At 49.1% G+C, this 23,547-nt stretch carries 28 protein-coding genes and 1 pseudogene; 21 read left to right on the top strand and 8 right to left on the bottom strand.

Annotated elements, in window-relative coordinates:
* Window positions 1-26: 26 nt before the first annotated feature.
* Window positions 27-599: a TetR/AcrR family transcriptional regulator gene (locus tag ACMV8I_RS14675; protein WP_498865945.1), complete on the bottom strand. Its 573-nt coding sequence runs from the start codon at window positions 597-599 to the stop codon at window positions 27-29.
* Between the two features lie 279 nt (window positions 600-878).
* Here ACMV8I_RS14675 and ACMV8I_RS14670 point away from each other — a divergent pair, with 279 nt between their 5' ends.
* Window positions 879-1,661 carry an SDR family NAD(P)-dependent oxidoreductase gene (locus ACMV8I_RS14670; RefSeq protein ID WP_498865944.1) on the top strand — a complete coding sequence of 261 codons (783 nt, stop codon included), beginning with the start codon at window positions 879-881 and terminating at the stop codon, window positions 1,659-1,661.
* A gap of 85 nt (window positions 1,662-1,746) precedes the next feature.
* Here the strand turns inward: ACMV8I_RS14670 and ACMV8I_RS14665 are convergent, their stop codons facing one another.
* A complete protein-coding gene (locus ACMV8I_RS14665) occupies window positions 1,747-2,640 on the bottom strand; it encodes a LysR family transcriptional regulator (protein ID WP_498865943.1) in 894 nt (297 codons plus the stop codon).
* Between the two features lie 239 nt (window positions 2,641-2,879).
* On the opposite strand from ACMV8I_RS14665, the gene ACMV8I_RS14660 reads away from it, so the two are divergent.
* From ACMV8I_RS14660 to ACMV8I_RS14645, 4 genes are all read left to right on the top strand, one after another.
* Window positions 2,880-4,064 (top strand): MFS transporter, encoded by a 1,185-nt coding sequence (locus tag ACMV8I_RS14660; protein ID WP_498865942.1) that lies wholly within the window; start codon window positions 2,880-2,882, stop codon window positions 4,062-4,064.
* A gap of 124 nt (window positions 4,065-4,188) precedes the next feature.
* Window positions 4,189-5,217 (top strand): alpha/beta hydrolase, encoded by a 1,029-nt coding sequence (locus ACMV8I_RS14655; RefSeq protein WP_498865941.1) that lies wholly within the window; start codon window positions 4,189-4,191, stop codon window positions 5,215-5,217.
* Between the two features lie 86 nt (window positions 5,218-5,303).
* Complete coding sequence (locus tag ACMV8I_RS14650; protein WP_498865940.1) at window positions 5,304-5,828, top strand: cyclophilin-like fold protein; 525 nt, start codon at window positions 5,304-5,306, stop codon at window positions 5,826-5,828.
* 135 nt (window positions 5,829-5,963) lie between these two features.
* A complete protein-coding gene (locus tag ACMV8I_RS14645) occupies window positions 5,964-6,506 on the top strand; it encodes a chorismate mutase (RefSeq protein WP_498865939.1) in 543 nt (180 codons plus the stop codon).
* A 133-nt stretch (window positions 6,507-6,639) separates the two neighbouring features.
* On the opposite strand, the gene ACMV8I_RS14640 is transcribed toward ACMV8I_RS14645, so the two are convergent.
* Window positions 6,640-7,179, bottom strand: coding sequence for a GNAT family N-acetyltransferase (locus tag ACMV8I_RS14640; RefSeq protein ID WP_498865998.1), 540 nt, complete (start codon window positions 7,177-7,179; stop codon window positions 6,640-6,642).
* 352 nt (window positions 7,180-7,531) lie between these two features.
* Here ACMV8I_RS14640 and ahr point away from each other — a divergent pair, with 352 nt between their 5' ends.
* The gene (ahr, locus tag ACMV8I_RS14635; protein ID WP_498865938.1) at window positions 7,532-8,548 is read left to right on the top strand and encodes an NADPH-dependent aldehyde reductase Ahr; all 1,017 of its coding nucleotides are present in this window, start codon (window positions 7,532-7,534) and stop codon (window positions 8,546-8,548) included.
* A 300-nt stretch (window positions 8,549-8,848) separates the two neighbouring features.
* On the opposite strand, the pseudogene ACMV8I_RS14630 reads toward ahr, so the two are convergent.
* Window positions 8,849-9,160 (bottom strand): annotated as a pseudogene (locus ACMV8I_RS14630) (IS21 family transposase); the annotation flags it as partial.
* 184 nt (window positions 9,161-9,344) lie between these two features.
* Here ACMV8I_RS14630 and ACMV8I_RS14625 point away from each other — a divergent pair.
* The 7 genes from ACMV8I_RS14625 (at window position 9,345) to ACMV8I_RS14595 (ending at window position 14,683) form a co-directional block, all read left to right on the top strand.
* Window positions 9,345-10,535 (top strand): cytochrome P450, encoded by a 1,191-nt coding sequence (locus ACMV8I_RS14625; protein ID WP_498865937.1) that lies wholly within the window; start codon window positions 9,345-9,347, stop codon window positions 10,533-10,535.
* 178 nt (window positions 10,536-10,713) lie between these two features.
* Window positions 10,714-11,154 carry a VirK family protein gene (locus ACMV8I_RS14620; RefSeq protein ID WP_498865997.1) on the top strand — a complete coding sequence of 147 codons (441 nt, stop codon included), beginning with the start codon at window positions 10,714-10,716 and terminating at the stop codon, window positions 11,152-11,154.
* Between the two features lie 216 nt (window positions 11,155-11,370).
* On the top strand, window positions 11,371-11,994 hold the full coding sequence (locus tag ACMV8I_RS14615; RefSeq protein ID WP_498865936.1) for a TetR family transcriptional regulator: 624 nt from the start codon (window positions 11,371-11,373) through the stop codon (window positions 11,992-11,994).
* Window positions 11,994-12,329, top strand: a complete 336-nt coding sequence (locus ACMV8I_RS14610) for an SMR family transporter (RefSeq protein ID WP_498865935.1) — start codon at window positions 11,994-11,996, stop codon at window positions 12,327-12,329. Before ACMV8I_RS14615 ends, ACMV8I_RS14610 begins: the two co-directional genes overlap by 1 nt.
* 77 nt (window positions 12,330-12,406) lie before the next feature.
* Complete coding sequence (locus ACMV8I_RS14605; protein WP_498865934.1) at window positions 12,407-13,276, top strand: helix-turn-helix domain-containing protein; 870 nt, start codon at window positions 12,407-12,409, stop codon at window positions 13,274-13,276.
* Window positions 13,277-13,415: 139 nt separating this feature from the next.
* The gene (locus ACMV8I_RS14600) at window positions 13,416-13,829 is read left to right on the top strand and encodes a hypothetical protein (RefSeq protein WP_498865933.1); all 414 of its coding nucleotides are present in this window, start codon (window positions 13,416-13,418) and stop codon (window positions 13,827-13,829) included.
* A 113-nt stretch (window positions 13,830-13,942) separates the two neighbouring features.
* The gene (locus tag ACMV8I_RS14595; RefSeq protein ID WP_498865932.1) at window positions 13,943-14,683 is read left to right on the top strand and encodes an SDR family oxidoreductase; all 741 of its coding nucleotides are present in this window, start codon (window positions 13,943-13,945) and stop codon (window positions 14,681-14,683) included.
* 78 nt (window positions 14,684-14,761) lie between these two features.
* Here the strand turns inward: ACMV8I_RS14595 and ACMV8I_RS14590 are convergent, their stop codons facing one another.
* Window positions 14,762-15,154, bottom strand: a complete 393-nt coding sequence (locus ACMV8I_RS14590; protein WP_498865931.1) for a VOC family protein — start codon at window positions 15,152-15,154, stop codon at window positions 14,762-14,764.
* A gap of 230 nt (window positions 15,155-15,384) precedes the next feature.
* On the bottom strand, window positions 15,385-16,491 hold the full coding sequence (locus tag ACMV8I_RS14585; RefSeq protein WP_498865930.1) for a nickel/cobalt efflux protein RcnA: 1,107 nt from the start codon (window positions 16,489-16,491) through the stop codon (window positions 15,385-15,387).
* Window positions 16,492-16,614: 123 nt separating this feature from the next.
* Here ACMV8I_RS14585 and rcnR point away from each other — a divergent pair, with 123 nt between their 5' ends.
* Window positions 16,615-16,887 (top strand): Ni(II)/Co(II)-binding transcriptional repressor RcnR, encoded by a 273-nt coding sequence (gene rcnR / locus ACMV8I_RS14580; protein WP_498865929.1) that lies wholly within the window; start codon window positions 16,615-16,617, stop codon window positions 16,885-16,887.
* Window positions 16,888-17,124: 237 nt separating this feature from the next.
* Here rcnR and mntR read toward each other — a convergent pair whose 3' ends face one another.
* Window positions 17,125-17,577, bottom strand: a complete 453-nt coding sequence (mntR, locus tag ACMV8I_RS14575) for a manganese-binding transcriptional regulator MntR (RefSeq protein WP_498865928.1) — start codon at window positions 17,575-17,577, stop codon at window positions 17,125-17,127.
* Window positions 17,578-17,768: 191 nt separating this feature from the next.
* On the opposite strand from mntR, the gene ACMV8I_RS14570 reads away from it, so the two are divergent.
* From ACMV8I_RS14570 to ACMV8I_RS14550, 5 genes are all read left to right on the top strand, one after another.
* Window positions 17,769-18,755: a metal ABC transporter substrate-binding protein gene (locus tag ACMV8I_RS14570; protein ID WP_498865927.1), complete on the top strand. Its 987-nt coding sequence runs from the start codon at window positions 17,769-17,771 to the stop codon at window positions 18,753-18,755.
* Entirely contained in the window at window positions 18,752-19,537 is a 786-nt protein-coding gene (locus ACMV8I_RS14565; RefSeq protein WP_498865926.1) for an ATP-binding cassette domain-containing protein, read from the top strand. Before ACMV8I_RS14570 ends, ACMV8I_RS14565 begins: the two co-directional genes overlap by 4 nt.
* Window positions 19,534-20,406, top strand: a complete 873-nt coding sequence (locus ACMV8I_RS14560; RefSeq protein ID WP_498865925.1) for a metal ABC transporter permease — start codon at window positions 19,534-19,536, stop codon at window positions 20,404-20,406. The genes ACMV8I_RS14565 and ACMV8I_RS14560 overlap by 4 nt, the downstream gene beginning before the upstream one ends.
* On the top strand, window positions 20,403-21,248 hold the full coding sequence (locus ACMV8I_RS14555) for a metal ABC transporter permease (RefSeq protein ID WP_498865996.1): 846 nt from the start codon (window positions 20,403-20,405) through the stop codon (window positions 21,246-21,248). The genes ACMV8I_RS14560 and ACMV8I_RS14555 overlap by 4 nt, the downstream gene beginning before the upstream one ends.
* Before the next feature lie 158 nt (window positions 21,249-21,406).
* The gene (locus ACMV8I_RS14550; RefSeq protein WP_498865924.1) at window positions 21,407-21,595 is read left to right on the top strand and encodes a hypothetical protein; all 189 of its coding nucleotides are present in this window, start codon (window positions 21,407-21,409) and stop codon (window positions 21,593-21,595) included.
* A 213-nt stretch (window positions 21,596-21,808) separates the two neighbouring features.
* Here ACMV8I_RS14550 and ACMV8I_RS14545 read toward each other — a convergent pair whose 3' ends face one another.
* Window positions 21,809-22,357 (bottom strand): helix-turn-helix domain-containing protein, encoded by a 549-nt coding sequence (locus ACMV8I_RS14545; protein ID WP_498865923.1) that lies wholly within the window; start codon window positions 22,355-22,357, stop codon window positions 21,809-21,811.
* A gap of 104 nt (window positions 22,358-22,461) precedes the next feature.
* Here ACMV8I_RS14545 and ACMV8I_RS14540 point away from each other — a divergent pair, with 104 nt between their 5' ends.
* Window positions 22,462-23,130, top strand: coding sequence for an AzlC family ABC transporter permease (locus ACMV8I_RS14540; protein WP_498865922.1), 669 nt, complete (start codon window positions 22,462-22,464; stop codon window positions 23,128-23,130).
* Window positions 23,127-23,450 carry an AzlD domain-containing protein gene (locus ACMV8I_RS14535; RefSeq protein WP_498865921.1) on the top strand — a complete coding sequence of 108 codons (324 nt, stop codon included), beginning with the start codon at window positions 23,127-23,129 and terminating at the stop codon, window positions 23,448-23,450. Before ACMV8I_RS14540 ends, ACMV8I_RS14535 begins: the two co-directional genes overlap by 4 nt.
* The last annotated feature ends 97 nt before the right edge of the window (window positions 23,451-23,547 follow it).

The following is a 23,547-nucleotide window of genomic DNA, read 5'->3' as shown; positions in this document are numbered from 1 at the left end:
GTCTCTTATGTCTGTCAGGACGCATTCTAAGCAATGACTAGCCTGGATAAAATCTGAGTGCGGCACACTTCCAAAATTTCATCGGCTAATGTCGAGTCATCCGGGCAAGCGCGTGACAACACTAATGCACCAAGCATATGAGCAAACGTATCGATCATCGCTGCACGCGATCCGTTTTGAGTGAGTTCCCCTTCTGTTTCGCCACCTTGCTTAAAAGCGGCAAGGCTATGTTCAATTCCTTCCTCAAAAGTCGCCTTGATGTTCTCTGATTGACGCGCTGCGTCTCCGCAGAGGGCTGCCAGCGTACAGCCTTGGCTCAGAGCGTCACGGTGTTCCCGGGACAAGTAATATTTGACGAACTCGACCAAGTCTAGCCCGCCGTTATTCAACACACTCTGAGAAATTCCGTTCGCTGCCGCTTCTGACATCAAATCGGCTTTAGACCGGAAGTGTTTGTAGAACCCGCCATGGGTGAAGCCAGCGGTGTTCATCAACTCCGCGACCCCGACACCATCATAACCGCGCTCCCGGAATAAAGTAGCGGCGGTTTCAACGATGTGTGCCCGGTTCTCCTGAGCCTGCGCTTTGGTTACTTTCATGCACTATCCTTTTTCGTCCAGCAAGAATATAAGGGATCAATCTTACATTGATGTCGGTCATAATCAAAGCTTCAAATGGTTTTAGATTATAGTGGCAATCAAAAGTGTTGACACTTTAGATTATGACCATCATTATTATTTCTCATTTATATATGGAAACTAAAAATTCACCACTCGTCGTTTTTTAGCTGTCCTTGTGCTGAGTGAACAGCATTGCTGCTTTAGACGCTGGCGTTGCTGCATTTTCAAACATAAATCCCATTATTCAGAGAACAACTTATGACCATTACAAATTCTACCGTGCTCATAACGGGTGCATCCAGCGGCTTCGGCGAAGAGTTCGCCAGGCAGTATGCACAACGCGGCCATCGTCTGGTGTTAGTTGCACGTCGACTGGATAAGTTAGAAGCGTTAGCCAAAACTCTGCGACAGGAATACAAAATCGAGGTTCTGGTTGAACAGGTTGATCTATCGAACATCGAGGCGGTGACAGAACTCCACCAACGTCTCACTGCGCAAGGCGTGGCGGTAGATGTGCTGATCAACAATGCGGGACATGGTCTGCAGGGGCCTTTTCTTGATAACCAGGTAGACTCCATTCTCTCGATGATCCAGTTGGATATCACCAGTCTCACGGTCATGACACGCCTTTTTGGCGAAGATATGAGAAAGCGTAAGCGCGGACAGATCTTACAAGTCGCGAGCATCTTAGCCTTTCAGGGCGTTGAGCATTTCGCGGTGTATTCAGCTGCCAAGGCCTTCGTACTTCGCTTTGGCGAAGCATTACACCGTGAATTCAAACGAGATAATGTTACGGTGACAACGCTGTGTCCGGGGTTGAGCGATACGGGCTTTGCAAGCGTAGCGCAGCAGAAAGTTACGCCGTTAATGCGGATGACCATGATGCAGGCTCCTCCTGTGGTACGTGCCGGTATTCGTGCATTGGACGCTGGTCGTATGAGCGTGGTGGCGGGTTTTGCCAACAAGTTAACCGCTATCTTTATGTGGGCTACGCCCCGCAGCATCCATCAGGCTGTTTTATCCCGGATTATGAACGCCTGAAGAGTAACTTCATGAGGCAGAGATGAAATGCTAAAGTGAACCGATAGTATGCCGTTAGGCAATGGCAGCCTTCTGATGATGATTCTTAACGGCTTACCTGCTTCAGGGCTTCCATAACTAATGAGAATGCCGGGGAGTGCTGTTTTCTGCTGGGGTAATAAAGGTAATATCCCGGAAATGGGGAGCACCACGATTCCAGTACCCGTATCAGACGTCCTTCTCCAATATGTGTCTCAAACTCTTCTTCCGGTAAAAATGCAATGCCAAGCCCGGTTAACGCTGCGTCTACCATGTGCGCCGAAGTATTAAAAGTCAGTTGCCCGTTGACCCGTACGTTCACCGGCCCTTGTTCATTGTCGAACTCCCAAACGTAAAGTCCTCCAGACGTCGTCTGGCGCATATTGATGCAGTTGTGATGCAGCAAGTCATGTGGCGTCTGCGGTACAGGATGAGTATTGAAATACTGCGGTGATGCGACAGCTGCCATTCGCAACTGCGGACTAATTGGCATAGCAATCATATCTTTATCGATGGTATCGCCCAGACGCACGCCAGCATCAAACCTATCGGCGACGATATTGCGAAAACCGTGGTTGGCGTCAAACTCCAGTCTAATATCAGGATATTCTCGCAGCAGCCGGGACAATCTAGGTAATAGAATCGTTTTCAGAACATGCGGGCCGCAGGTGATACGTACCAACCCTGCGGGTTTATCACGCATCTCTGTCAACATGTCCAGCTCTGCTTCAATCTCATCAAAGCGGGTACCAATCGCCTGTAATAGCCTCTCTCCCGCCGCCGTTGGCGATACATTCCGCGTTGTGCGCGTCAATAGCCGTATGTCCATGCGGTTTTCCAGACCCGTGATCGTTTGGCTAAGCGCTGGTTGTGTGACGCCTAATTTCGCAGCGGCGCGTGTGAAGCTGCCTTCACGCGCTACGGTGACAAACGCCATAAGGTCGTTGAGATTACGTTTCATTGAGCCTTCTTCAATTTAATTTATAAGCTTGGCTTATAAAGGCATTAAGTATTCATTAGCTAGTCAGAATATACCCCGCGTGTAAAATTTTCATCAAGCAATGGTGTTGGAGACTAAATTTATCACCCGTTTGCGATACCCCATTAACTGTCTGTTATATCGGTCTTTGTTGTTGTGAATAAGTACAAACCCGAGCTTATTCAACGCTATCAGTACGTAATGAAAAAGGTAATAAAGTGATGACTGCAAAGGCAAAAAATTCCCCCGAATCGCACTGGAACGGTGTGTGGGCAATAACGATGTGTGTGTTTGCACTGGTGGCGTCGGAGTTTATGCCAGTGAGCTTGTTATCACCGATTTCTCAGGATCTGGGGATCAGCGAGGGGATGGCCGGGCAGGGGATCGCGATATCGGGTGCATTAGCCGTGTTAACTAGCCTGTTGATCTCCAGACTGGCCGGGAAACTGAACAGAAAAGTGTTGCTTTTAGGAATGACAATTCTGATGGCGGTTTCAGGTGCGGTGATCGCTTTAGCGCCCAATTACCTGACGTATATGTTCGGTCGCGCGCTCATTGGCGTCGCTATTGGTGGATTCTGGTCAATGTCGGCAGCTGTCGCTATCCGGTTGGTCCCGCAGAATCGGATCCCTCGCGCCCTGACGATCTTTAACGGCGGCAATGCCCTGGCGACGGTGATTGCGGCTCCGTTGGGCAGTTATCTGGGCTCTCTTGTGGGTTGGCGTGGCGCTTTCTTTTGTCTTGTACCTGTCGCTATGGTGGCATTTATCTGGCAATGGATCAGTCTGCCTTCAATGACCGTAGATAACAGCGGAAAACCCACTGGGAATGCCTTACACCTGCTCAAAAATCGACTCATCGTGATAGGCATGATGGCTTGCGGACTCTTCTTCATGGGACAGTTTGCCCTCTTTACTTATGTACGCCCATTCCTTGAAACGGTCACCAGAGTCAACATATCCACGCTGTCACTCCTTTTGCTGACGATAGGCATATCCGGTTTTGTCGGGACATTGGTTATCGGCAGGTTTCTGAGAATGCGTTTTTATCTCACGCTTATCATCATTCCACTGGTGATGGCATTGATCACCATGATGCTGATGGCATTCGGTCATAGTCTTTGGGCCATCGTACCATTACTTAGCCTTTGGGGATTGGTTGCCACGGCTGCCCCGGTTGGATGGTGGTCCTGGGTTGCGAGAACGCTTCCTGATGATGCTGAAGCCGGCGGCGGTTTGATGGTCGCAGTGGTACAACTCGCCATTGCATTGGGGTCTACCGTAGGCGGACTTGCTTTTGACCACATGGGTTGGCAGAGCACTTTTGCCATCAGCGGCGTGCTGCTTTTTCTGGCTTCCTGTCTGGCATTGATGACTTCCCGTATGGAAAACAATCTGGCCCTCTGAGCTGCTCAGGGGTCAGGTTGATGAGAAATTGCCATTCGCTATAAACACCAGTGGAAGGCGAATCATTTTATTAACCGGGCGAGCTAGTGCCTTCCCAATACGATTTTCAATTGAGGATATTTCCATGAGAGTTTTAACCATGTTGTTAGGGCTGTTAATCAGCTCGTTCGCCGCAACAGGAGCTGACATGTCTAACGGTGCAGATAACTTTTATAAAAGCGGTAAAGTCACTCAGCAAAAGGTGACCTTTAAGAATCAATATCAGATGAAGGTTACCGGGAACCTCTTTATTCCTAACAACTTGAATCAAAATGTAAAAAACCCAGCAATTATAGTCGGTCATCCAATGGGGGCAGTAAAAGAGCAAAGTTCAAATCTGTATGCGCAGAAAATGGCTGAGCAGGGGTTTGTGGCGCTGGCGATTGATATCTCTTTCTGGGGTGAGAGTGAAGGGCAGCCACGTAACGCGGTGGCGCCAGATATCTATGCGGAGAGTTTTAGTGCTGCGGTGGATTACCTCGGTACACGTCCGTTTGTAGACAAAAATCGTATCGGCGTTCTGGGGATCTGCGGAAGCGGTAGCTTCGTCATCAGTGCAGCTAAAATTGACCCACGCATGAAGGCGATTGCGACAGTCAGCATGTATGACATGGGGTCTGCAAATCGTAATGCACTCAACCATTCTTTAACGTTGGAACAGCGTAAGCAAATCCTTGCGGAAGCAGCGGAACAGCGTTATGCCGAATTCGCCGGCGGCGAAATTAAATATACCAGTGGTACTCCGCAAACGATCGACGAAACCTCTCCACCGATTGCGAAAGAGTTTTACGATTTCTACCGTACCCCGCGTGGCGAATTTACGCCCAAGGGTTCTGCAGCGACGCTGACGACGTATCCGACGCTGACCAGCAACGTGAAGTTCATGAATTTCTATCCGTTTAACGACATTGAAACGATTTCGCCGCGCCCTATGTTGTTTATCACTGGCGACCAGGCACACTCAAAAGAGTTCAGTGAAGACGCTTACAAACGGGCTGGCCAACCGAAAGAACTGTACATCGTTCCCGGTGCCGGTCACGTTGACCTTTATGACCGTACCGATTTGATCCCATTTGCTAAGTTGACATCGTTCTTTAAAGAAAATTTAAAGTAAATAAACGCCAATATCGTATATTTAGCCGCTCCCAGGGAGCGGCTTTTATTTCAGAATGCCCGTAAATCTGAGATAGGAATTCCGCTATGAACGTTACATTGAAAATTTTGTGTAAGACCGTGGCAAAGATAATGATTATCGGCTCTGTCATGGTTTTATCTTTTGCCAGTCACGCTGGTTCGCAGGTCAATAATCCACAATATATATCTGATCATGCTATGCAAATTCAAATGAAAATCAACGGGAAAAATTTTAGACTTGCGCTATACGATAGCCCCACGGCCAAAGCATTCGTGAAACAGTTACCCCTGACGCTGTATATGTCTGAATTAAATGGCAACGAAAAGCATGCTGAATTGCCTCGTGCATTGCCAATAAACGAAATCAGGCCAGGCACTATCCACGACGGAGATCTTATGTTGTACGGTTCGAAAACATTGGTTCTGTTCTACTCGATGTTTGACTCATCATATCGCTATACGCCTATTGGCCGAGTCGAAAAATCGGACGAATTTTCGACATTACTCGGTAACCATAATGCTTCGATTGAGTTTTCTGTCTTTCAGATAAGCGCAACCCTGCCAGCAGCGCACCAACAGCACACCCGATAGCTTCAAAACAACGTAAGAACGTCGTTTTCTCCTAAAAGGCTCAAATAACAAATATTTTATGTATATTGTAATACTCCGGTATTATTTCATTTGTATCCTAATTTTTTGTTAAAACGTCCCCAAGGAGCAAATCCAATGCGTTATATCGTGTTGTTTTTATCATCATTATTTATGGTTGAATCTGTTTTCGCCAACTCGGTCGTTGCCGTTTCGGTTCCGTCATTTTCCTCGGCTATGAACCAGCGCCTGGCAGTGATGAAGGATGTTGCCGGTTACAAAGCGGAGCATCATTTACCGGTAGAAAACCTCGACCGGGAGCAAAAAGTGATTTCTCTGGCTAAAGAAGATGCGATGGCTGCGGGCCTTGATCCTCAGTCGGTGGTGCCCTTTATCCAGGCTCAGATGGATGTTGCGAAAGCGGTTCAATATCGTTATCTCGCAGACTGGTTATCCCAGCCGCCAAAGGACTGGCATGCAAGAAGCCTTGAAGAGGTGAGAACGATTATTTCAAGCCAAGATAACGTAATACTTCATTCGATCAGTCAGAGATTATTAGTGGGCAGGATGAGTGAGGCAGACAAGTTGGCTATTTTGAGCGAGTTGACAGCGCCGCATTTAAGTGACGCAGACAAGCATCGCCTCGTTGACACTATGGCGGAAATCAAACGCCGGACTTAGAAGCTAACCACGGTCTTGTGACAGATTGCACAGCGCTGAGGTTTAGGTAAACGGGAGATCATGTTCCCGTTTATCTAAACGACTAGCCCATTCTGCGGTAGTTATTTTGAGGCTGAGACTCTTCTTTAGTCGTTTACTCAGCCTGCTTTTTGCGCCACTCATCGCGTGTTAGAGTAAATAACAGGCTGGGCGGTGCATCCTTCACATCATGTATTTCCTGGATATAACGTAGTCCGGTCTTTTGGAGAACTTTCTGCGAAGCCAGATGGTTTCCTCTTACTACCGCGGAGATCTCACTGAGTTTTAGCTCATCAAAACCATACCTTACTGCGTGTTGGGAAAACTCTGTCGCGAGTCCTTTTCCCCATGCCTCAGTGGCAAAGCGATACCCCAGGTTATTGATATCGGTGTTGGCATAACGGCTAATACTCAGGCCGCCGAATCCGATGATTGTCCCCGGATTATCTTGTAGCGCTATAGCCCACGTCCCGAAACCTTGGTGTTCCCAGTGGCTGATCCAGCGGGTCAGAACGGTTCGCGCATGGTGAATGTCGGGATAAGGTCCCGCAGGGTTAAACATATTTGTCGCCGGATCACCGTAAATACTGAAAAGCGCGGCTGTGTCAGATGAAATAACCGGACGAAGATGCAGGCGTTTTGATTGGGTATGCAAATTGACCTCACATTGAGTCGTGCAATGAGTGACATCGCGGTTTTTGTTGGTAGGAAAGATCATCTTGAACATCGATGTTATCAATACGTTCAATTCTTAATATTTATTTATGAAATATAAATCCACAAGAATTTCAACATTATGAAAATTTATAAAAATAAATATAAGAATAAACTTATAGTCGAATAATAGCATTTAATGCTTAAATTTCCTTAATGTTTACCTGTTTTCATAAGTCTACTAATTCGTTTAGAATCTACTACATTTCCGGTAACACCTATCCTTATCAAGTGGATAATAATTTCGGTGTTGCCGATGCAAATTGATTGCCAAACCAAATCTGGAGTTAAAGATGAAAATTAAAAGCTATGCTGCAATGAAAGCCGGTCAGGCTCTCGAGATGTATGAATATGATGCCGCTGATTTAAATGCAGATGAGGTCGAAGTTGAGGTCGAATACTGTGGTGTTTGCCATTCTGACTTATCGATGATTGACAATGAGTGGGGCATGTCAACCTATCCTGTTATTGCTGGTCACGAAGTTATCGGGCGCGTTTCGTCATTAGGGGCGTCGGCTAAGAACAAAGGTTTATCCATTGGCCAGCGTGTGGGCATCGGCTGGACCGCCAAAAGCTGTCAACACTGCGATGCCTGCATTAATGGTGAGCAAGTTAATTGCGAAAGCGGAACGGTTCCTACCATTGTGAATAATGGTGGCTTCGCCGAGAAGTTGCGGGCTGACTGGCAATGGGTCATTCCTTTACCTGAAAAATTGGACCCTTCAGAAGCCGGTCCGCTTCTTTGCGGCGGCATTACGGTCTTTAAGCCGCTGCTAATGAGCAATATTACTGCAACAAGTCGCGTTGGTGTTATTGGCATCGGCGGATTGGGCCACATTGCGATTAAAATTTTGCGGGCAATGGGGGCGGAAGTTGTTGCATTCAGTTCTACACCTGACAAGAAGCAATCGATTCTTGATATGGGTGCTGATGAAGTCATAAATAGTCGTGATCCTGATGCGTTGAACCGTCAAGCAGGTCGTTTTGACCTTATCCTAAGTACTGTTGCAGTTGATCTCGATTGGAAACCTTATTTCACCGCACTGGCTCCTAAAGGTAAATTTCATACAGTCGGTGCAGTAATGAAGCCGATTCAGGTCAGCGCATTTGATTTAATCGTTGGTGATAAATCGATTGCAGGTTCGTCTACGGGTTCACCTGGCCAGCTTCGTTCTCTGCTGCGGTTGGCTTCACGCGCTGATATTTCGCCAAAAGTAGAATTCTTCCCAATGTCAAAAGTCAATGAAGCTTTAGATCATGTGCGAGCTGGGAAAGCGAATTATCGTGTGGTGTTGAAGGCGGATTTTTAAGCTGATGGCGATTTAACGTTCTATTTTTAAAAGAGAGAACACTCATATTTTCTGTTTTCTCTTTTTCCCTAAAAACGCAATAACGCTTTATATTCATGGGGATTTTTTTTGCGATTAATTTCACAGTAAAGCCCTATGGTCAAGTACCTTACGTATGACCTGTTAGGCATTGAAAATGAAGGGTACGCAGAAGCTATATTGAGCACGGATGTTTATATTGTTTAAATTATTTGTATGTTGTAACTAAAAATACCGTCACACCATGCCGCCGTATCCTGGCAGGGGAGAATCGGACAAAAGTGCCCGACTCCAGCCCAGCGTGGCGACAAATGCCAGTAGCGGGTTCCGGCCCTGTCTGATCACCGTAAAATCCACCTGCATCTGCTCACCGGGCTGCGTCTCGAAACGCACGATGGCATCGTTCGGCTGTTGCTTAAGCGGAAGCAAGAAAGCCGTCAGCATGCTGTATCCACCGGAATACCCGCGAAGTTGGATCTCGCTAAGCATAACGCTGGCCGGTATCCAATGGGGTGTGGCAGCCTCAACCCGCTCAAGAATATAGGGCTTAAACGGGTCCCGCTTCCCGGGCCAGGGAAGACATGCAGAATAACGGGCTGGCCAGTAAATTCTTCATTTTAGGAATTTAGGAAGGCACTTTGTAACCAAACGGTATTATTTTAAATGTAAGGTATCTGAGCCACATTTATTGACACTTAGGAAGCAAACAAAAGCAATATGCTTGCTGCACTATGACTTGTCATCGCACTTTTAATCATTGATATCAGTAGGATATAGTATGCAGCTTCATGAACTGATGGACCCGCAGTATTCTGAAAATCCCTTTCTTCTCTACCGTAAGCTCCATGAGCAGGGTCCGCTTATCCGGGCCAGCGAGAATGTAATGATTAGCGGCAGCCACGCCATTGTGGAAGCTCTGCTAAATGACCGTTGTGCTGGTAAAAACTACATTGAGAGCGTTCGGCTGCGTTTTGGCGATGAATTTGCAGAACTGCCGGTATTCCAGGGGATCAACAGAATGTTTCTCGTCATGAATCCTCCTGAACATGCCCGGTTGAGGGGGCTTATCATGAAGTCCTTCAGCACAAAAGAAATTCAGCCGCTTAGAGAGATGACCCTTACTGTGGGTAACGCTCTGGTTGACGCGTTTATTGACCGAGGCTCATGCGATCTGGCAAAGGAATTTGCGTTCCCTTTACCGGTCCGGATCATCTGTCGAATGTTAGATTTGCCTGAGGCCGATGCCCCGGGACTTGGCAATGCCGCATCGGCACTGGTAAAAATTTTCGACCCACAGATCACAAAAAGTGACCTTCTGAAGGCCGGGGAAGCTTTCTCCAGGCTCCACGACTATTTCAGCGCCTTAATCATTTCCCGTCAGGAAAATACCGGCAATGACCTGGTGTCACTTTTCCTGGGAAGCGAGAACGAGGGCGACAGGTTACAGCACGATGAAATTATCGCCAACGTCATACTGCTGTTTATCGCTGGGCACGAAACCACATCAAACATGATATGCAATGCCGTGTTGGCTCTGCACAACAATCCTAAAGAGTTAGCGCTGCTGAGGCAGGACGAGACGCTGATCCCCGGAGCCGTTATCGAGTGTCTACGGTATGACAGCTCCGTTCAGATGTTATACCGCACGGCGCTGGAGGACATTGACGTGATGGGACATCATATTAAGCGGGGAACCAACCTTTTTCTTATCCTGGGTGCAGCCAACCACGACCCAGCTGTATTTTCCTCACCGGAAACTCTGGATATCAGGCGCAAGGAAGGACGCTGTCTGTCTTTCGGGGGCGGCATACACCACTGCCTGGGATATCGACTAGCGCTTGCGGAAATGGAGGCTGCGCTGTATGTCCTTCTGACCCGCCTGCCGGCAATGCAGCCGCTGATGTCCGGCGTCAAACGTAACCACCGGGCAAACCTGCGTGGCGTTAGCTCGCTGCCTGTCACGTGGTAAAGTAGGGATGCTGTAGATCATTATGGTGAAGAGCTTTATGTATACAGGGTTGGGGGGCCAATAATCTGTCACCAGATGCGTCGTCGTGGCAACGGCTGGGATAATGCAGTGGCAGAATCGTTCTTGATGTTTGCAACCATATAGCTCAATTAACTAACGAGAGATTTCAACTGTGAACATGCCTACAACAACCTTAGTTACACTCATTTTTTCGGCCTTGGCATTCCCAGCATTCGCTGGCCAGTCGACACATCTTGTTAATCTTGATGAAGTTAAAGTCGCATTGAGCAACGGAGCCGATGTGTCTATGAATATAGATCTGACTAAATGTAAGCCAACAGTTAGCACAACCACACCCGGTTCAGTTCAGGGGGGAGTTAAACTTAGTTCATTTCGGATCACATCGGACGGTATCCTTAGCTTCTCCGATAGTCATACAACAGTTGACTCTAATGGAAAACCAATCTGGCAATTTATCCGATATCAGGTAAAGCCTGATCAAACTGTCGCTTTCTCTGCGTTTTTCTTTTCTTTGCCTTCCTATACATCAGTCCGACCAGAGGTCAACTACGGCTGTGCTGTTAATCAAGGCGTTACATTCTTTGCAAACTATCGATAATTGGCTTGGCGGACCATTTGTTAGTACCGATGTAAAAATGGGTATTTCTGGACAGCATTGCGCTATTTCGCGTCTAACGTGAGTTTTCGTTTCACTGAGCGCCAGACGTCGCTTCCTGCTAAATGAATTTTTTGTGAATGAACATTCTCAAAACTTGAACATCAGTCCAACATTTGGCATGATGCACGCCTACTCCCTTTCCCGCTGGTTACACTCATGGTTTATCTGTGTAAAGAAGACCGTAAAAACGCCATATTAAAAGCGGCTGCACGCGTGGCGCTGGACGAAGGTCTGGCGGCAACCACAGTTCGTCGTGTGGCCAGTGCTGCCAATACGGCAACGGGGCAGGTACATCACCATTTTTCCAGTGCCGCCGCGCTGCGGGCAGAAGCTTACCTGTTGGTGATGCGCAATCTTCAGCAGTCGATCGCGGCCAGCAGCGCCTGCCTGACACCGCTTGAGCGCATTCAACTTTACCTGATAGATGCCAAGGATGAGGAGTACATCCGTGCCATTCACCTGTGGCACGAAGCCATGTTGTTAACCGAACAAGATGAGTTAATGCGAACGGCTTTCGCCAGTTCTTTGTCTGACTGGCACAGACATGTCAGACAGGTGATTAACGATGGTCGTAAGAGCGGAGACTTTACAGATGGAGAGTGTGCGGATGACATCGCCTGGCGGCTGATTGGACTAAGTAGCAGCCTGGATGGTATGTCGCGCCTGACGTCTCTTGGCCTTACTGAACAGCGCCTGGCTTACAACCTTAACCGCGCCATTGACATCGAATTACGCCGTTTTTCCGCTTTTGACGCCGTTTTGACACAAGGAACCGTCTGATGTTTACTACCTATTTATACCTTAGTATCGCCATAGTGGCGGAAGTGATCGCCACCAGCAGTCTCAAAAGCTCTGAAGGTTTTACCCGCCTATTACCAAGCATTTTGTGCATTACCGGTTATGCATTGGCCATTTTCCTGCTTTCACTGACGCTGCGCACTCTGCCGACCGGTATCGCATATGCAATATGGTCGGGCGTCGGTATCGTACTGGTATCGGCGATAGGCTGGGTCTATTACGGACAGAAACTCGATACACCGGCTATCCTTGGCCTGAGTTTAATCATTGCGGGCGTCATCGTAGTGAATGTATTTTCAAAATCAATTGCGCATTAAGCCATGCTACAAATGACAGATTTACCGTGCTGCCGCGCGGACTTTAATTTCATCATCAGGACAGTCTGGAGTTCATTTTGTACAACATAATAGAAAAACCCGATTTTCATGACGAGCTCATTAAAGAGCTGTTGTACTGGATTGAAGTGAACCTGAACGATCGACTGACCATGGAAAGTGCGTCGAAGAAAACCGGCTATTCGCCGTGGTATCTGCAGCGGCTGTTCAAGAGTAAAACGGGCTATGCGCTGGGGAAATATATCCGAGATCGCCGCCTGACAATGGCTGCAGTAGCCCTGCGCCTGACCAATATGCCGATCCTGGATATCTCGCTTTATTACTCCTACGACTCACAGCAGACGTTCACTCGTTCGTTTAAAAAGAATTTCGCTGAGACCCCGGCCGTATTTCGCCGCAACCGCGAATGGAGCATGGGTGGGATCACCGCGCCTCTGCTGATAGATGAGTTTCCTCAGCCTGATTATGAAATTGTTGAGCTGCCGCAGATGGCCTTTGTCGGCCAGACCACGCGTCATACCTATCCGATTGAGGCCCTGTTTAATCCGAAAAACCACGTTCACCGCGACGCATTACATCAATACCTGAAAGAGCCCGAGTCATTGCAGGGCGAAGTTTGGGGATTGTCTGACTGCGGACCAGGCGAAGAACAAAATTCGATGATGGATATGGTCTACACCGTCGGACGTGAAAAAATTGCTGGTTATAATGATGACCAGAAACCCACGTTGACGATCCCAGCAGGGCGTTACCTGAAAATTGACTATCCTTATGAACTTGGGCGTCTGAATGACTACATTCTTTACGTTTACTCGGTGTTTTTACCGACGCTTGGTTTGCAGTTTCGCATGAGCCATGACCTGGAAAAATATTCACAGGCCGCCGCGCGAAACGGTATTACCTGCGAATATTATATTCCGGTGGCATGAGTCATTATTGCTGCATGACTTCCTTTATATGACCTTGACACTTTCCATCACAGGTTCGGCATTGTTTATGGCGCGGCTGCAAACCGGGAAATTCAGGTAAAGCCCGGTCATCACGAATTTGTTCACCTTTGGACTCAATATGACAACCGATAACCCCGGAGTGCTTTTTCATCAGCGCTTGGCGACACTCGTCCTTACGCTGAATATTCCCCCGCAGGTGGCGGACAATCAGGTGCTGGACCGTGTGGCATTGAGCTTTCGCAAACTGCTTAATTTTCTGGCGCAGGAGGACGTGCCCGGCCAGACGCTGTTTGACGCCCAGGCCAAAAGCATGTTGATCAGCACCCTCAGTGACAATTTTGCCCAATGTCAGGAAGGCGGGTTATTCAGAAATGACATGTCGTCCCAATGGCTGGCCCGATGCTTTGTTGGCATGCTGGACCAGATAGTGCAGGAGCCGGCAGACGCCGCCCTGCGACATCAGCAAAGCGTGGCCTGTGCAAAAATACTGTGCGAAGGGATATGGCCGGGTGCGGTTGATTCCCGGGTTTGAAACCAATAAAAAAACCGCGATGCAAAATCAAAATTCTGCTCTGAATGCTTTATGTTCTGTCGTCTGACTTTACACGGTATGTAGGCAACACCAAACGGAAGAGAAATCATATTATGGCCAGGTTTAGCGGGAAAAATATTGTCATTACCGGTGGAACAAGCGGTATGGGCCTTGCCGGTGCGCAACGTATAGCTTCTGAGGGCGGGCGAGTTGTTGTTACCGGTCTTAACCCAAGCCGGCTTGCAGCTGCCGCAGAGCTGTTGCCAACTGGCTCGCTGACGCTGAGAAATGATGCAGCTCTGGAGTCAGATATCGACGCTCTGGGCACGGCGCTGGAGCCGTGGGGCAGGATTGACGGATTGTGGCTGAACGCCGGTTACGCTGAGGTTGGCGCTCCAGAGTCGGTCACTGCAGAGGCTTTTAACAATATGATGAACGCCAACGTCAGAGGGCCAATGCTGCAGCTTGCCAGGCTGTCCCCTCTGCTCAACTCAGGGGCATCTATTGTTGTCACTTCATCATCATCTACTTATGAAGGTGCAGCAATGACCAGCCTTTATGCCGCAACGAAAGGCGCCGTTGTTGCGATGGCCCGCAGTTGGGCTTCTGCTATGGCCGCAAGGAATATCAGGGTGAATGTGCTGGTACCTGGTCCGATTGAGACGAATTTTCGTCACTTCATGCCGGAAGAGTCACGTCATCAGTTTGAGGATTTTGTGGTCAGTCAGGTGCCGCTGAAAAGAGCAGGCACTGCCAGTGAGGCTGCGGCGGTCGCACTTTTCCTGCTTTCTGATGACGCATCTTATGTTACAGGCAGCCAGTATGCCGTTGATGGCGGACTTGTCCGTTACTGACGCACCAACGGGCAAACCATCCGACTATTCGGTTAAGGAACCGAAATTTGTCCAACGATAACATCCACCGTGCTTTGTTTAGACGCCCATGGGTGAACACAATTCAACGAGTGTTCCATCAGGGCAACGGACATATGAGACGGTTTGACCCCAAGGCTTGACCAGGGGCTCTTTGATGGCTGTGGCTCCGGAGCTCACTGCCTGGGAGTGCGCTTTGGCGACAGACTCTGTGACAAGCGCAATCTCAATACCCAAAGGAACAGGCGAGGTATCGGCTGCCACATAGCCTTCAGGAAGGTGGGTGTGGCCCAGGTGATGAGCGGCAAAGGCTAGCGTCGTTTCTCCGGTATCAAGTTCACCATAGTCATCCCCCTCGTGAACAAAGCGGGTCTTGAGCCCAAATGCTTTCCCGAAGAATTCAAGTGATGCAGGCACATCGGCGACGTAGATAATTGCGTATCCAAATTTCATGTGTTGATCCTTATCGAAAATCATTCAGCGTGGTAAGTGACTGAGAATAGCATTTCAAAAACTATTTTCGAGAATTTGAATGCCATGATTTTCCAAACCACATCAGATAACTGGAATAGTGTTAACAGCCAATGTCATGAGTAAATGCAGACCGAGTGATCACTTTTGTGTAAAACGGACTGTACTGGTCTGAAATATTTGTGTAAATCTGCACTCCCGGCACCTGGCCTTTAGCGGATAATACCAATATATCCATGTACACCCATGTAAATACCTACAATTCCAATGACAGCACTTGAAAAGTAAGGGGCTTTTTTGGCGAAGGTATTAAAGCCGCTCCAGCGTTTTGCAACCTGGCGAACGCTCACTGCTGCACCAACACCAACAGTGACAAGAGTCAGGGCAAGCCCAATACTGAAACAAACAACCAGTGTTGCCCCTAGCGTTAAGGCTTTAAGCTGGATGCAGAGTAGCAATATTGTAATTGCTGCCGGACAAGGGATAAGTCCCCCTGTCAGGCCAAACAACAGGATCTGCCAGTTTGTCACTTCTTTTCCGGTAAAGCGGCGCTTAATGTCATTGGCATGAGCCAGTTCGTGGGCGTCCTGGTACTCTTTTGAGTTCACATCCAGACCTTCCAGTGTGGTGTGATCGTGCTCATGAAACTCTGCATTGTAATCATGGACATGCCCACGATGGCCTAATGAAAGCAGCACACTAAAGTTATGTGGCTCTGGGATCGATAATTTAGATACCAGACATATATCATTATCTATAAAATCAAAAACCTGTGAAAACTTACCTGCTTCTCGATTAGTGATTAATGAAACATCGCTGGCTTTCCATTTTCTGCCACTTAGTGTGCGCAAACGCCAGTGTGGAGGCTGTCCTTCCTCAAAAATAGATAATTCAACCTGACCATGGCCTGTATCGATCAGGCGTGTCTCATTATGGTGATGATTTTCTTCGTTGTCCTGCATTCCCTCCAGCCAGTTTTTTTCACCTTTCCAGGTACGCCAGAACATCCAGAAGGCAGTGCCAAGAATGACGACACCAGAGACCAGCTGTAGCCAGGGTTCGGCAGACTCAGCAGTGAACTTATTGCTGATATACATTCCACCAAAGGCAATAAGCCATACGATTGCCGTGTGTGAAATGGTTGCCGCCAGTCCAAGCATCACAGCCTGCCGGACAGTACCTTTGATAGCAATAATGAACGCAGCCATCATCGTTTTTGAATGCCCAGGTTCCAGCCCATGAAGTGCGCCAAGCAAAATGGCGCTCGGAATGAAAAACCATGCGTTGCCTTGCTGAAGAAGAGTTGTAAATTCGGTCATGGGAATAGTTATTGGTTTTTAAATGATGATTAGGATGCTACTACCTCTCAGCATCAGATACTACCCCCCAGTATAATTATAGTGCTATGATCAAATTAGATTTTTGATAAATGAGATTTCAGTATGTCGCATACAATTCGTGATAAACAAAAACTTAAAGCCCGCACAAGCAAGATTCAGGGACAGGTTATCGCCCTGAAAAAAATGCTTGATGAGCCGCATGAGTGTGCCGCCGTGCTGCAACAGATTGCAGCCATACGTGGTGCAGTGAATGGATTAATGCGTGAGGTGATCAAAGGACATCTGACAGAACATATTGTACATGAAGGTGACGAGGCTAAGCGTGAAGAGGACCTTGAGGTAGTTCTGAAGGTACTGGATTCGTATATTAAGTAAGATTATCTATCTGCTCCACTACGCGTGACTGATGCAAGCCTGTACAAAAAACAGGCTTGGCGTGAGATATTTCCCGTTTTCCAGGCGATCCCAGAAATAGCTACCGTCCACAAAATCGCATTGAATCCTATCACCAGTTGCTTTCGGCCATTGCCCAGGTTGGCGGCAAAAAAGAGTTAAAAGGGCTGAACGATATTGAAATCTGCAATCAGTACAGGCGGCGACTTGCCAGTGTAGTCATCTACTTTGTGTTTTTTGCTGTTCGGTAAAGCGGCGGAAAGCGTCGAGGGTTTCATCGCTGACGTGATGTTCAACGCCTTCGGCATCAAGGCGGGCGGTTCCAGGGCTGATACCCAGCGCGATAAAGAAAGCTTCAACCACGTTATGACGTTCACGGTTCTCTGCCGCCAGTTTCTCACCTTCCGGCGTCAGAAACGTTCCACGATATGGCAACTGGTGAACCAGTCCGGCGCTGGCCAGACGTTTCAGGGTTTTCGCCACCGTCGGCTGCGAAACACCGAGACGCGCGGCTAAGTCTACCTGTCGCGCTTCACCAAATTCACGGATTAAATCCGAGATCAATTCAACATAGTCATCCATTAATTCCCGTCGATGTGCCTCGCGCACCTGTAAAAAACCCTGAGCGTGCTCTTCAGCATCCAGTAGCGGATTCAACTTCTTATTATTCACGATGCTTGCCTCTTTCTTGCTCAATGGTTTTTTACCTTGGCCGCTTTGACAGCGACAAGGCGGGCCATTGTAAACCAAGCGGCCTTCAGTACCAATTTTTGAAAACTTCACCTTGGCTATGTAATATAGCCTATGCTATAAATGAATAATAAATCACCATCATCTACCGTTGCATTCTCAGGAGGAATTTCATGGAAAGAGACCGGAGCCCTATAACTCGTAAGGTTATAAAGCAAACCGCGTTCAGCCAAACGATTTCAACATGGCTGAGTCATTCGCCGTTTAGCCTGAGGTTGATGCTGGTTAGCATGCTTGTGGCACTGGTGAGCGGGACTGCGCAGGCAGATGAAAAAGATAAAACGAAGTTCAAGGTCGTCACCACCTTCACGGTGATTCAGGACATCGCTCAGAACGTAGCCGGGGACGCTGCTACGGTAGAGTCAATCACCAAGCCTGGTGCGGAAATTCATGATTATCAGCCTACCCCGCGCGATATAGTCAAAACTCAGTCGGCCGACCTGATCCTGTGGAACGGCTTCGGTCTGGAACGCTGGTTTGGACGTTTCTTCGAGAATATCAGGAATGTGCCATCCGCCACGGTCACCGATGGCATTACACCCCTGCCAATTCAAGCCGGACCGTACCTCGGCAATCCCAATCCGCACGCCTGGATGTCTTCTAAAAATGCGCTGATCTACGTGGAGAACATCCGTGCGGCGCTGGTCAAATATGACCCAAACAATGCGCAGACCTACGACCGCAACGCCAGAGAATACGCAGAAAAAATTAGCCAATTGGATGCACCATTGCGTGCCCGGTTAGCGAAGATCCCCTCCGGCCAGCGCTGGTTAGTCACCAGCGAAGGAGCGTTCAGCTATCTGGCGAAAGATTATGGTATGCGTGAAGCCTATCTGTGGCCGATTAACGCCGAACAGCAGGGTACGCCGCAACAAGTCAAAAAATTGATCAACCTGGTGCGCCAGCAAAATATTCCGGTGGTATTCAGTGAAAGTACCATTTCAGACAAACCAGCCAAACAGGTCAGTAAGGAAACGGGCGCAAAATACGGCGGCGTGCTGTATGTCGATTCACTCTCCACCGCCAGCGGCCCGGTACCCACTTATATTGATCTGCTTAAAGTAACGGTGGGCACGATTGCAGAAGGGTTCGGGCAATGAGTGACGCTGTACTTCATCTCAACGTTGATAATATTTCAGTCACCTACAGCAACGGCCACACGGCGATACAAAACGCCGGATTCCAGCTGCACGGTGGCTCAATTTGCGCACTGCTTGGTGTGAATGGCAGCGGGAAATCCACCTTATTTAAAGCCATTATGGGGATAATCCGTCCAACGCAGGGCAGCGTAACGCTTGACGGGCTTAACGTCGCAAAAGCGTTAAAGCAAAACCTGATTGCCTATGTACCGCAGTCGGAAGAGGTGGATTGGAATTTCCCTGTGCTGGTGCGTGACGTCGTCATGATGGGACGCTACGGCAAGATGTCGTTTTTGCGTATTCCGTCAAAAGAGGACAAACAGCAGGTTGACTCTGCGCTGGCTCGCGTCGGCCTGGCGGACCTGGCACAGCGCCAGATTGGTGAACTGTCCGGCGGGCAGAAAAAACGCGTATTCCTGGCGCGCGCACTGGCGCAGCAAGGCCGCGTGATGCTGTTGGATGAGCCGTTTACCGGCGTCGATATCAAAACTGAAAATGCCATCGTCGAATTACTTCGTCAGCTGCGTGATGAGGGCCATCTGATTTTGGTTTCGACGCATAACATTGCCAGCGTGCCGGAATTTTGTGACCGGGCGGTGCTGATTAATAAAACCGTGATTGCCAACGGTCCGCTGGAAACTACGTTTACCGCGGAAAATCTCGAAAACACGTTTGGCGGCGCGCTGCGTAACATCAGTTATCTGAACCGGGATCGTCCTTCACCGGTAAGGCTGGCGCAATGATTGAACTGATGATCGAACCCTTTCACTACAACTACATGGTTAAAGCCATTTGGGTCAGCGCCGGAGTTGGCGCGGTGTGTGCTTTTTTATCCGCCTATTTGATGCTCAAAGGTTGGTCGCTGATGGGCGATGCGCTGTCACATTCCGTGGTGCCGGGCGTCGCGGGCGCTTATGCGCTCGGCTTTCCTTACGCCATTGGCGCATTTGGCACCGGCATACTCGCCGCGCTGTCGATGACATTGTTAAGGCATTACACCAAGCTACGGGAAGACGCGATCATCGGCTTCGTTTTCTCGACCTTCTTCGCCCTCGGCCTGCTGCTGGTCTCGCTTAACCCGACATCGGTGAACGTTCAGTCAATCCTGTTCGGCAATATTTTGGGCATTGATGACGCTGATGTTTTGCAGGTACAGATTATCGTCGGTATCTCGCTGCTGGTGCTGTGCGTGATCTGGCGGGATCTGCTGGCGATATTTTTTGATGAGGCACATGCAGTTTCTGTTGGCCTGTCTCCGCTGTGGCTGAAAGTGATTTTTTTCACCATTTTCAGCGCATGTAGCGTGGCAGCATTACAAACCGTTGGCGCTATTTTGGTGATCGCTATGGTGATCACGCCAGGTGCCACGGCCTATCTGCTCACCGACCGGTTTTCACATTTGTTGATTATCTCGCTGGTTATCGGTGCAGCCACCAGCGCAGTGGGTGCCTGGCTCAGTTTCTACCTTGACGGCGCCACCGGCGGCGTCATTGTGTGCCTGCAAACCGCCGTGTTCCTGCTGGCCTTTCTGTTCGCCCCGAAACACGGCTGGCTGGTTAACCATGCTTGCATAAAAAGCCGCATAAAGAACCGCACAGGGGGCGATGCATAATGTCGTGGATTGATCTGCTGATGGAGCCTATGGGTTTTGCCTTTATGCAACGCGCACTGCTGACGGCTGCGGCCATCAGCATTGTCTGCGCGATTTTCTCCTGCTTTCTGGTGCTTAAAGGTTGGTCGCTGATGGGAGATGCTATCTCTCACGCAGTCTTGCCCGGCGTGGTGCTGGCCTATATGGCCGGTATTCCGCTGGTCATTGGCGCGTTCAGCTCCGGCGTGTTCTGCGCCATTGCCACGGGTTTTATCAAGGAGCATTGCCGGGTTAAAGAGGATTCAGTGATGGGCATTGTTTTCTCTGGCATGTTTGCTGCAGGTCTGGTGCTATTTTCCAGGGTGAACACGGAACAGCATCTGAGCCATATTCTGTTCGGCAATGTACTGGGAGTAACGGACGGCGAAATGTTGCAAACGCTGATCATCGCGGCGCTGGTTACCCTGGCTATCCTCATAAAATTTAAAGATTTGATGCTGTTTTGCTTTGATCCCATACAGGCGAAAGTCGTGGGGCTGCCGGTGCGTTTCTATCACTATGCGTTGTTGTGCATGCTGGCACTGACTATCGTGGCCGCGTTGCAAGCCGTGGGCGTGGTGCTGGTTGTCGCAATGCTGATCACGCCTGGCATTACGGCATTTCTCCTGTGCAACACCTTGCCAAAAATGATGATGATTGCAGTGACGACGTCACTTTTATCCGCTGTCAGCGGTACTTTCATCAGTTTTTATATCGACGCAGCTACCGGCCCGACGATTGTGCTGATTCAGGCCCTGTTGTTCCTGCTGGCGCTGGTAGTGCATTTATTGCAAAAGAAGGGGATGGCCCCCGCGGCAGTATGAATGACCATTGGTGCATCAGTGGCATAGTCGCTGCGTAACTATAGAAAGCTGAAAAGATTATTTTAATAATCCGGCGTTTCACGGTTAACTGTTCTCAACGAAGAGCAACGTGAACCCGTTTTTCTTCAAAATTTCATTAACCAGAGAGTGCTTTCATCATGTCGCTGAAAAAACGGTCAAGGCAGTCAAATTCATTTTGGCAACGCGTCAAGCAGAAGTGCACCAGTATGCTTATCAGCGAATCCGCACAGGATAGTAACCGTATGATGGAAGCATTAATGCCAACAGGAAATTTATATGGTATCGAAATGGGAAATATCGACCCGGCCTGGTATCGAGAGAAATAACCTTGGCCATCGGTTGATGCGCATAAGTTATTGGAATGAACTGTGCGGGCTCATAACCGAATTGGTTTGTTCTCCTGGTTGTGCAAGCAGTAAGGAGTACGTTGTTCTGTAAACTCATCTAAATGTAATTATTTCTCATTTGTGGAGCCCATAGCTGCCTGAAGTTGTGGGTTTTTTATTGCCCGTCGGGCAAGTAAATCCGATATCAAGCCCTCAATTTTGTTCAGAAACCAACACCGCTTGGGTATCCGCTTCCAGGGCGCGGAAAATGTGCTCCTGGTCAGCGGGATAACAGATGTAATCTCCAGCGTTCAGGGTGAACGGCTCCTCCACCAGCCCTACCAGCGCCTGTCCCTGAGTGATAATGATATGTTCGACAGAACCCGGTGAATGTGGCAGGGAAGCGCGATCAGCACCCGGCTGGGTCATCAGCAGATAGATATCCCGGCGGGCGCCCGGGGGACATGTCGCCAGCAACACCGCTTGGTAATTCGCCAACTCCGCCACCACCGAGGGCCCCTCACCGCGCCTGATCACCTGAGACTGATTGACCTGCGGCTCCATCAGTCGCGCAAATGGGATTTCCAGCGCGACGCAGAGCGCCCACAGCGTCTCCAGACTCGGATTGCCATTACCGGCTTCGAGCTGCGACAACGTTGACTTGGCAATACCTGCCCGGCGTGCCACCTCTGCCAGAGATAGGCCGGTACGCTGACGTTCTCGCATCAGGGATGCGGCAATAATGCTAATCGGTTGAGTCATAAATAATCCTGCTAAATTTATCATAACGAACGATCGTTCGCCTTGAAAACCACGCACCATTTGTTCATTATAACAGCCTGGTCGTTCGTTATGGGATAGTTTTTATGAAATTCAGCCGTTTTTCTTCGCTCAGCGCGGGTACGGTCAAAGCCATTATGCTGGTATGTCTGGCCGACGGAATTGTCGGGATCTCTTATGGTTCGCTGGCCACGGGCAGTGGTTTTCCACTATGGGTACCATTGACGTTGTCGTTACTGGTGTTGGCGGGGGCGTCAGAATTTCTGTTTATTGGTATTGTCGGGGGCGGAGGCAGTCCAATTACTGCGGCGATGGCCGGGTTATTGATTAACGCGCGGCATCTGCCGTTCGGTATTGCAGTCAAGGACCTGGTCGGCCGTGCTCCGATGAGTTATGTGGGCTGCCATATCATGAATGATGAAAGCGTGGTGTTTGGAGTATCGCAAGCCTTGCAAAGCCAACGTAAAGCCGCCTTCTGGTTATGCGGTCTCGGTATTGCCCTCTGCTGGCCACTGGGTGTGGTGATTGGCGGTTCGATTGGCAAATTCATTCCAGATACACAAGCTATCGGCCTGGACGCCGTATTTCCTGCCATTTTGGTTGCGTTGATCCTGCCCGCGTTGAAAAATGCCAAAACCCTTATTTCCGCTTTGTCCGGCGCGCTGATAGCCCTCGCCGCTGTGCCTTTTGTGCCGGTCGGCATGCCAGTACTGTTCTCACTGGCAGGGTTAATCGTAAGGAGAAAAAAATCATGAGCCAAAATTTTTTATTGATCGCAGGTATCGCGCTGCTGGCAACAGGAACTTATTTACTGCGTATAGCTGGCTTTAAACTCGGCTCCCGCCTGACCTTTACCGAAAACAGCCGGGCACTGATCGCCGATGCCGCGACAACATTACTCCTCTCATTGGCCGTGATCGCAACGTTGCTGGAAGGGCAGGATTTTGCTGGTTTTGCACGACTGGCGGGCGTGGGGGTGGCGGCTATACTGGCCTGGCGTAAAGTGCCACTGATTGTCGTGATCCTGGCAGCGGCGGCGGTGACAGCCGGTTTACGCTGGCTGGACATCTCCTGAGTTACTCCGAAGAAGTTGAAGCAAGTGGGCGGTGGGGATAATTTCGCCATTGCCAGATATAACGGTTTTCATTCAGGAGGAAATAAAACACAATACG

The organism is Ewingella sp. S1.OA.A_B6, assembly GCF_049889095.1.
Taxonomy (GTDB): Bacteria; Pseudomonadota; Gammaproteobacteria; order Enterobacterales; family Enterobacteriaceae; genus Ewingella.
Note: the sequence above shows the minus strand (reverse complement) of the source record. Positions and strands in the feature narration are given on the sequence as shown.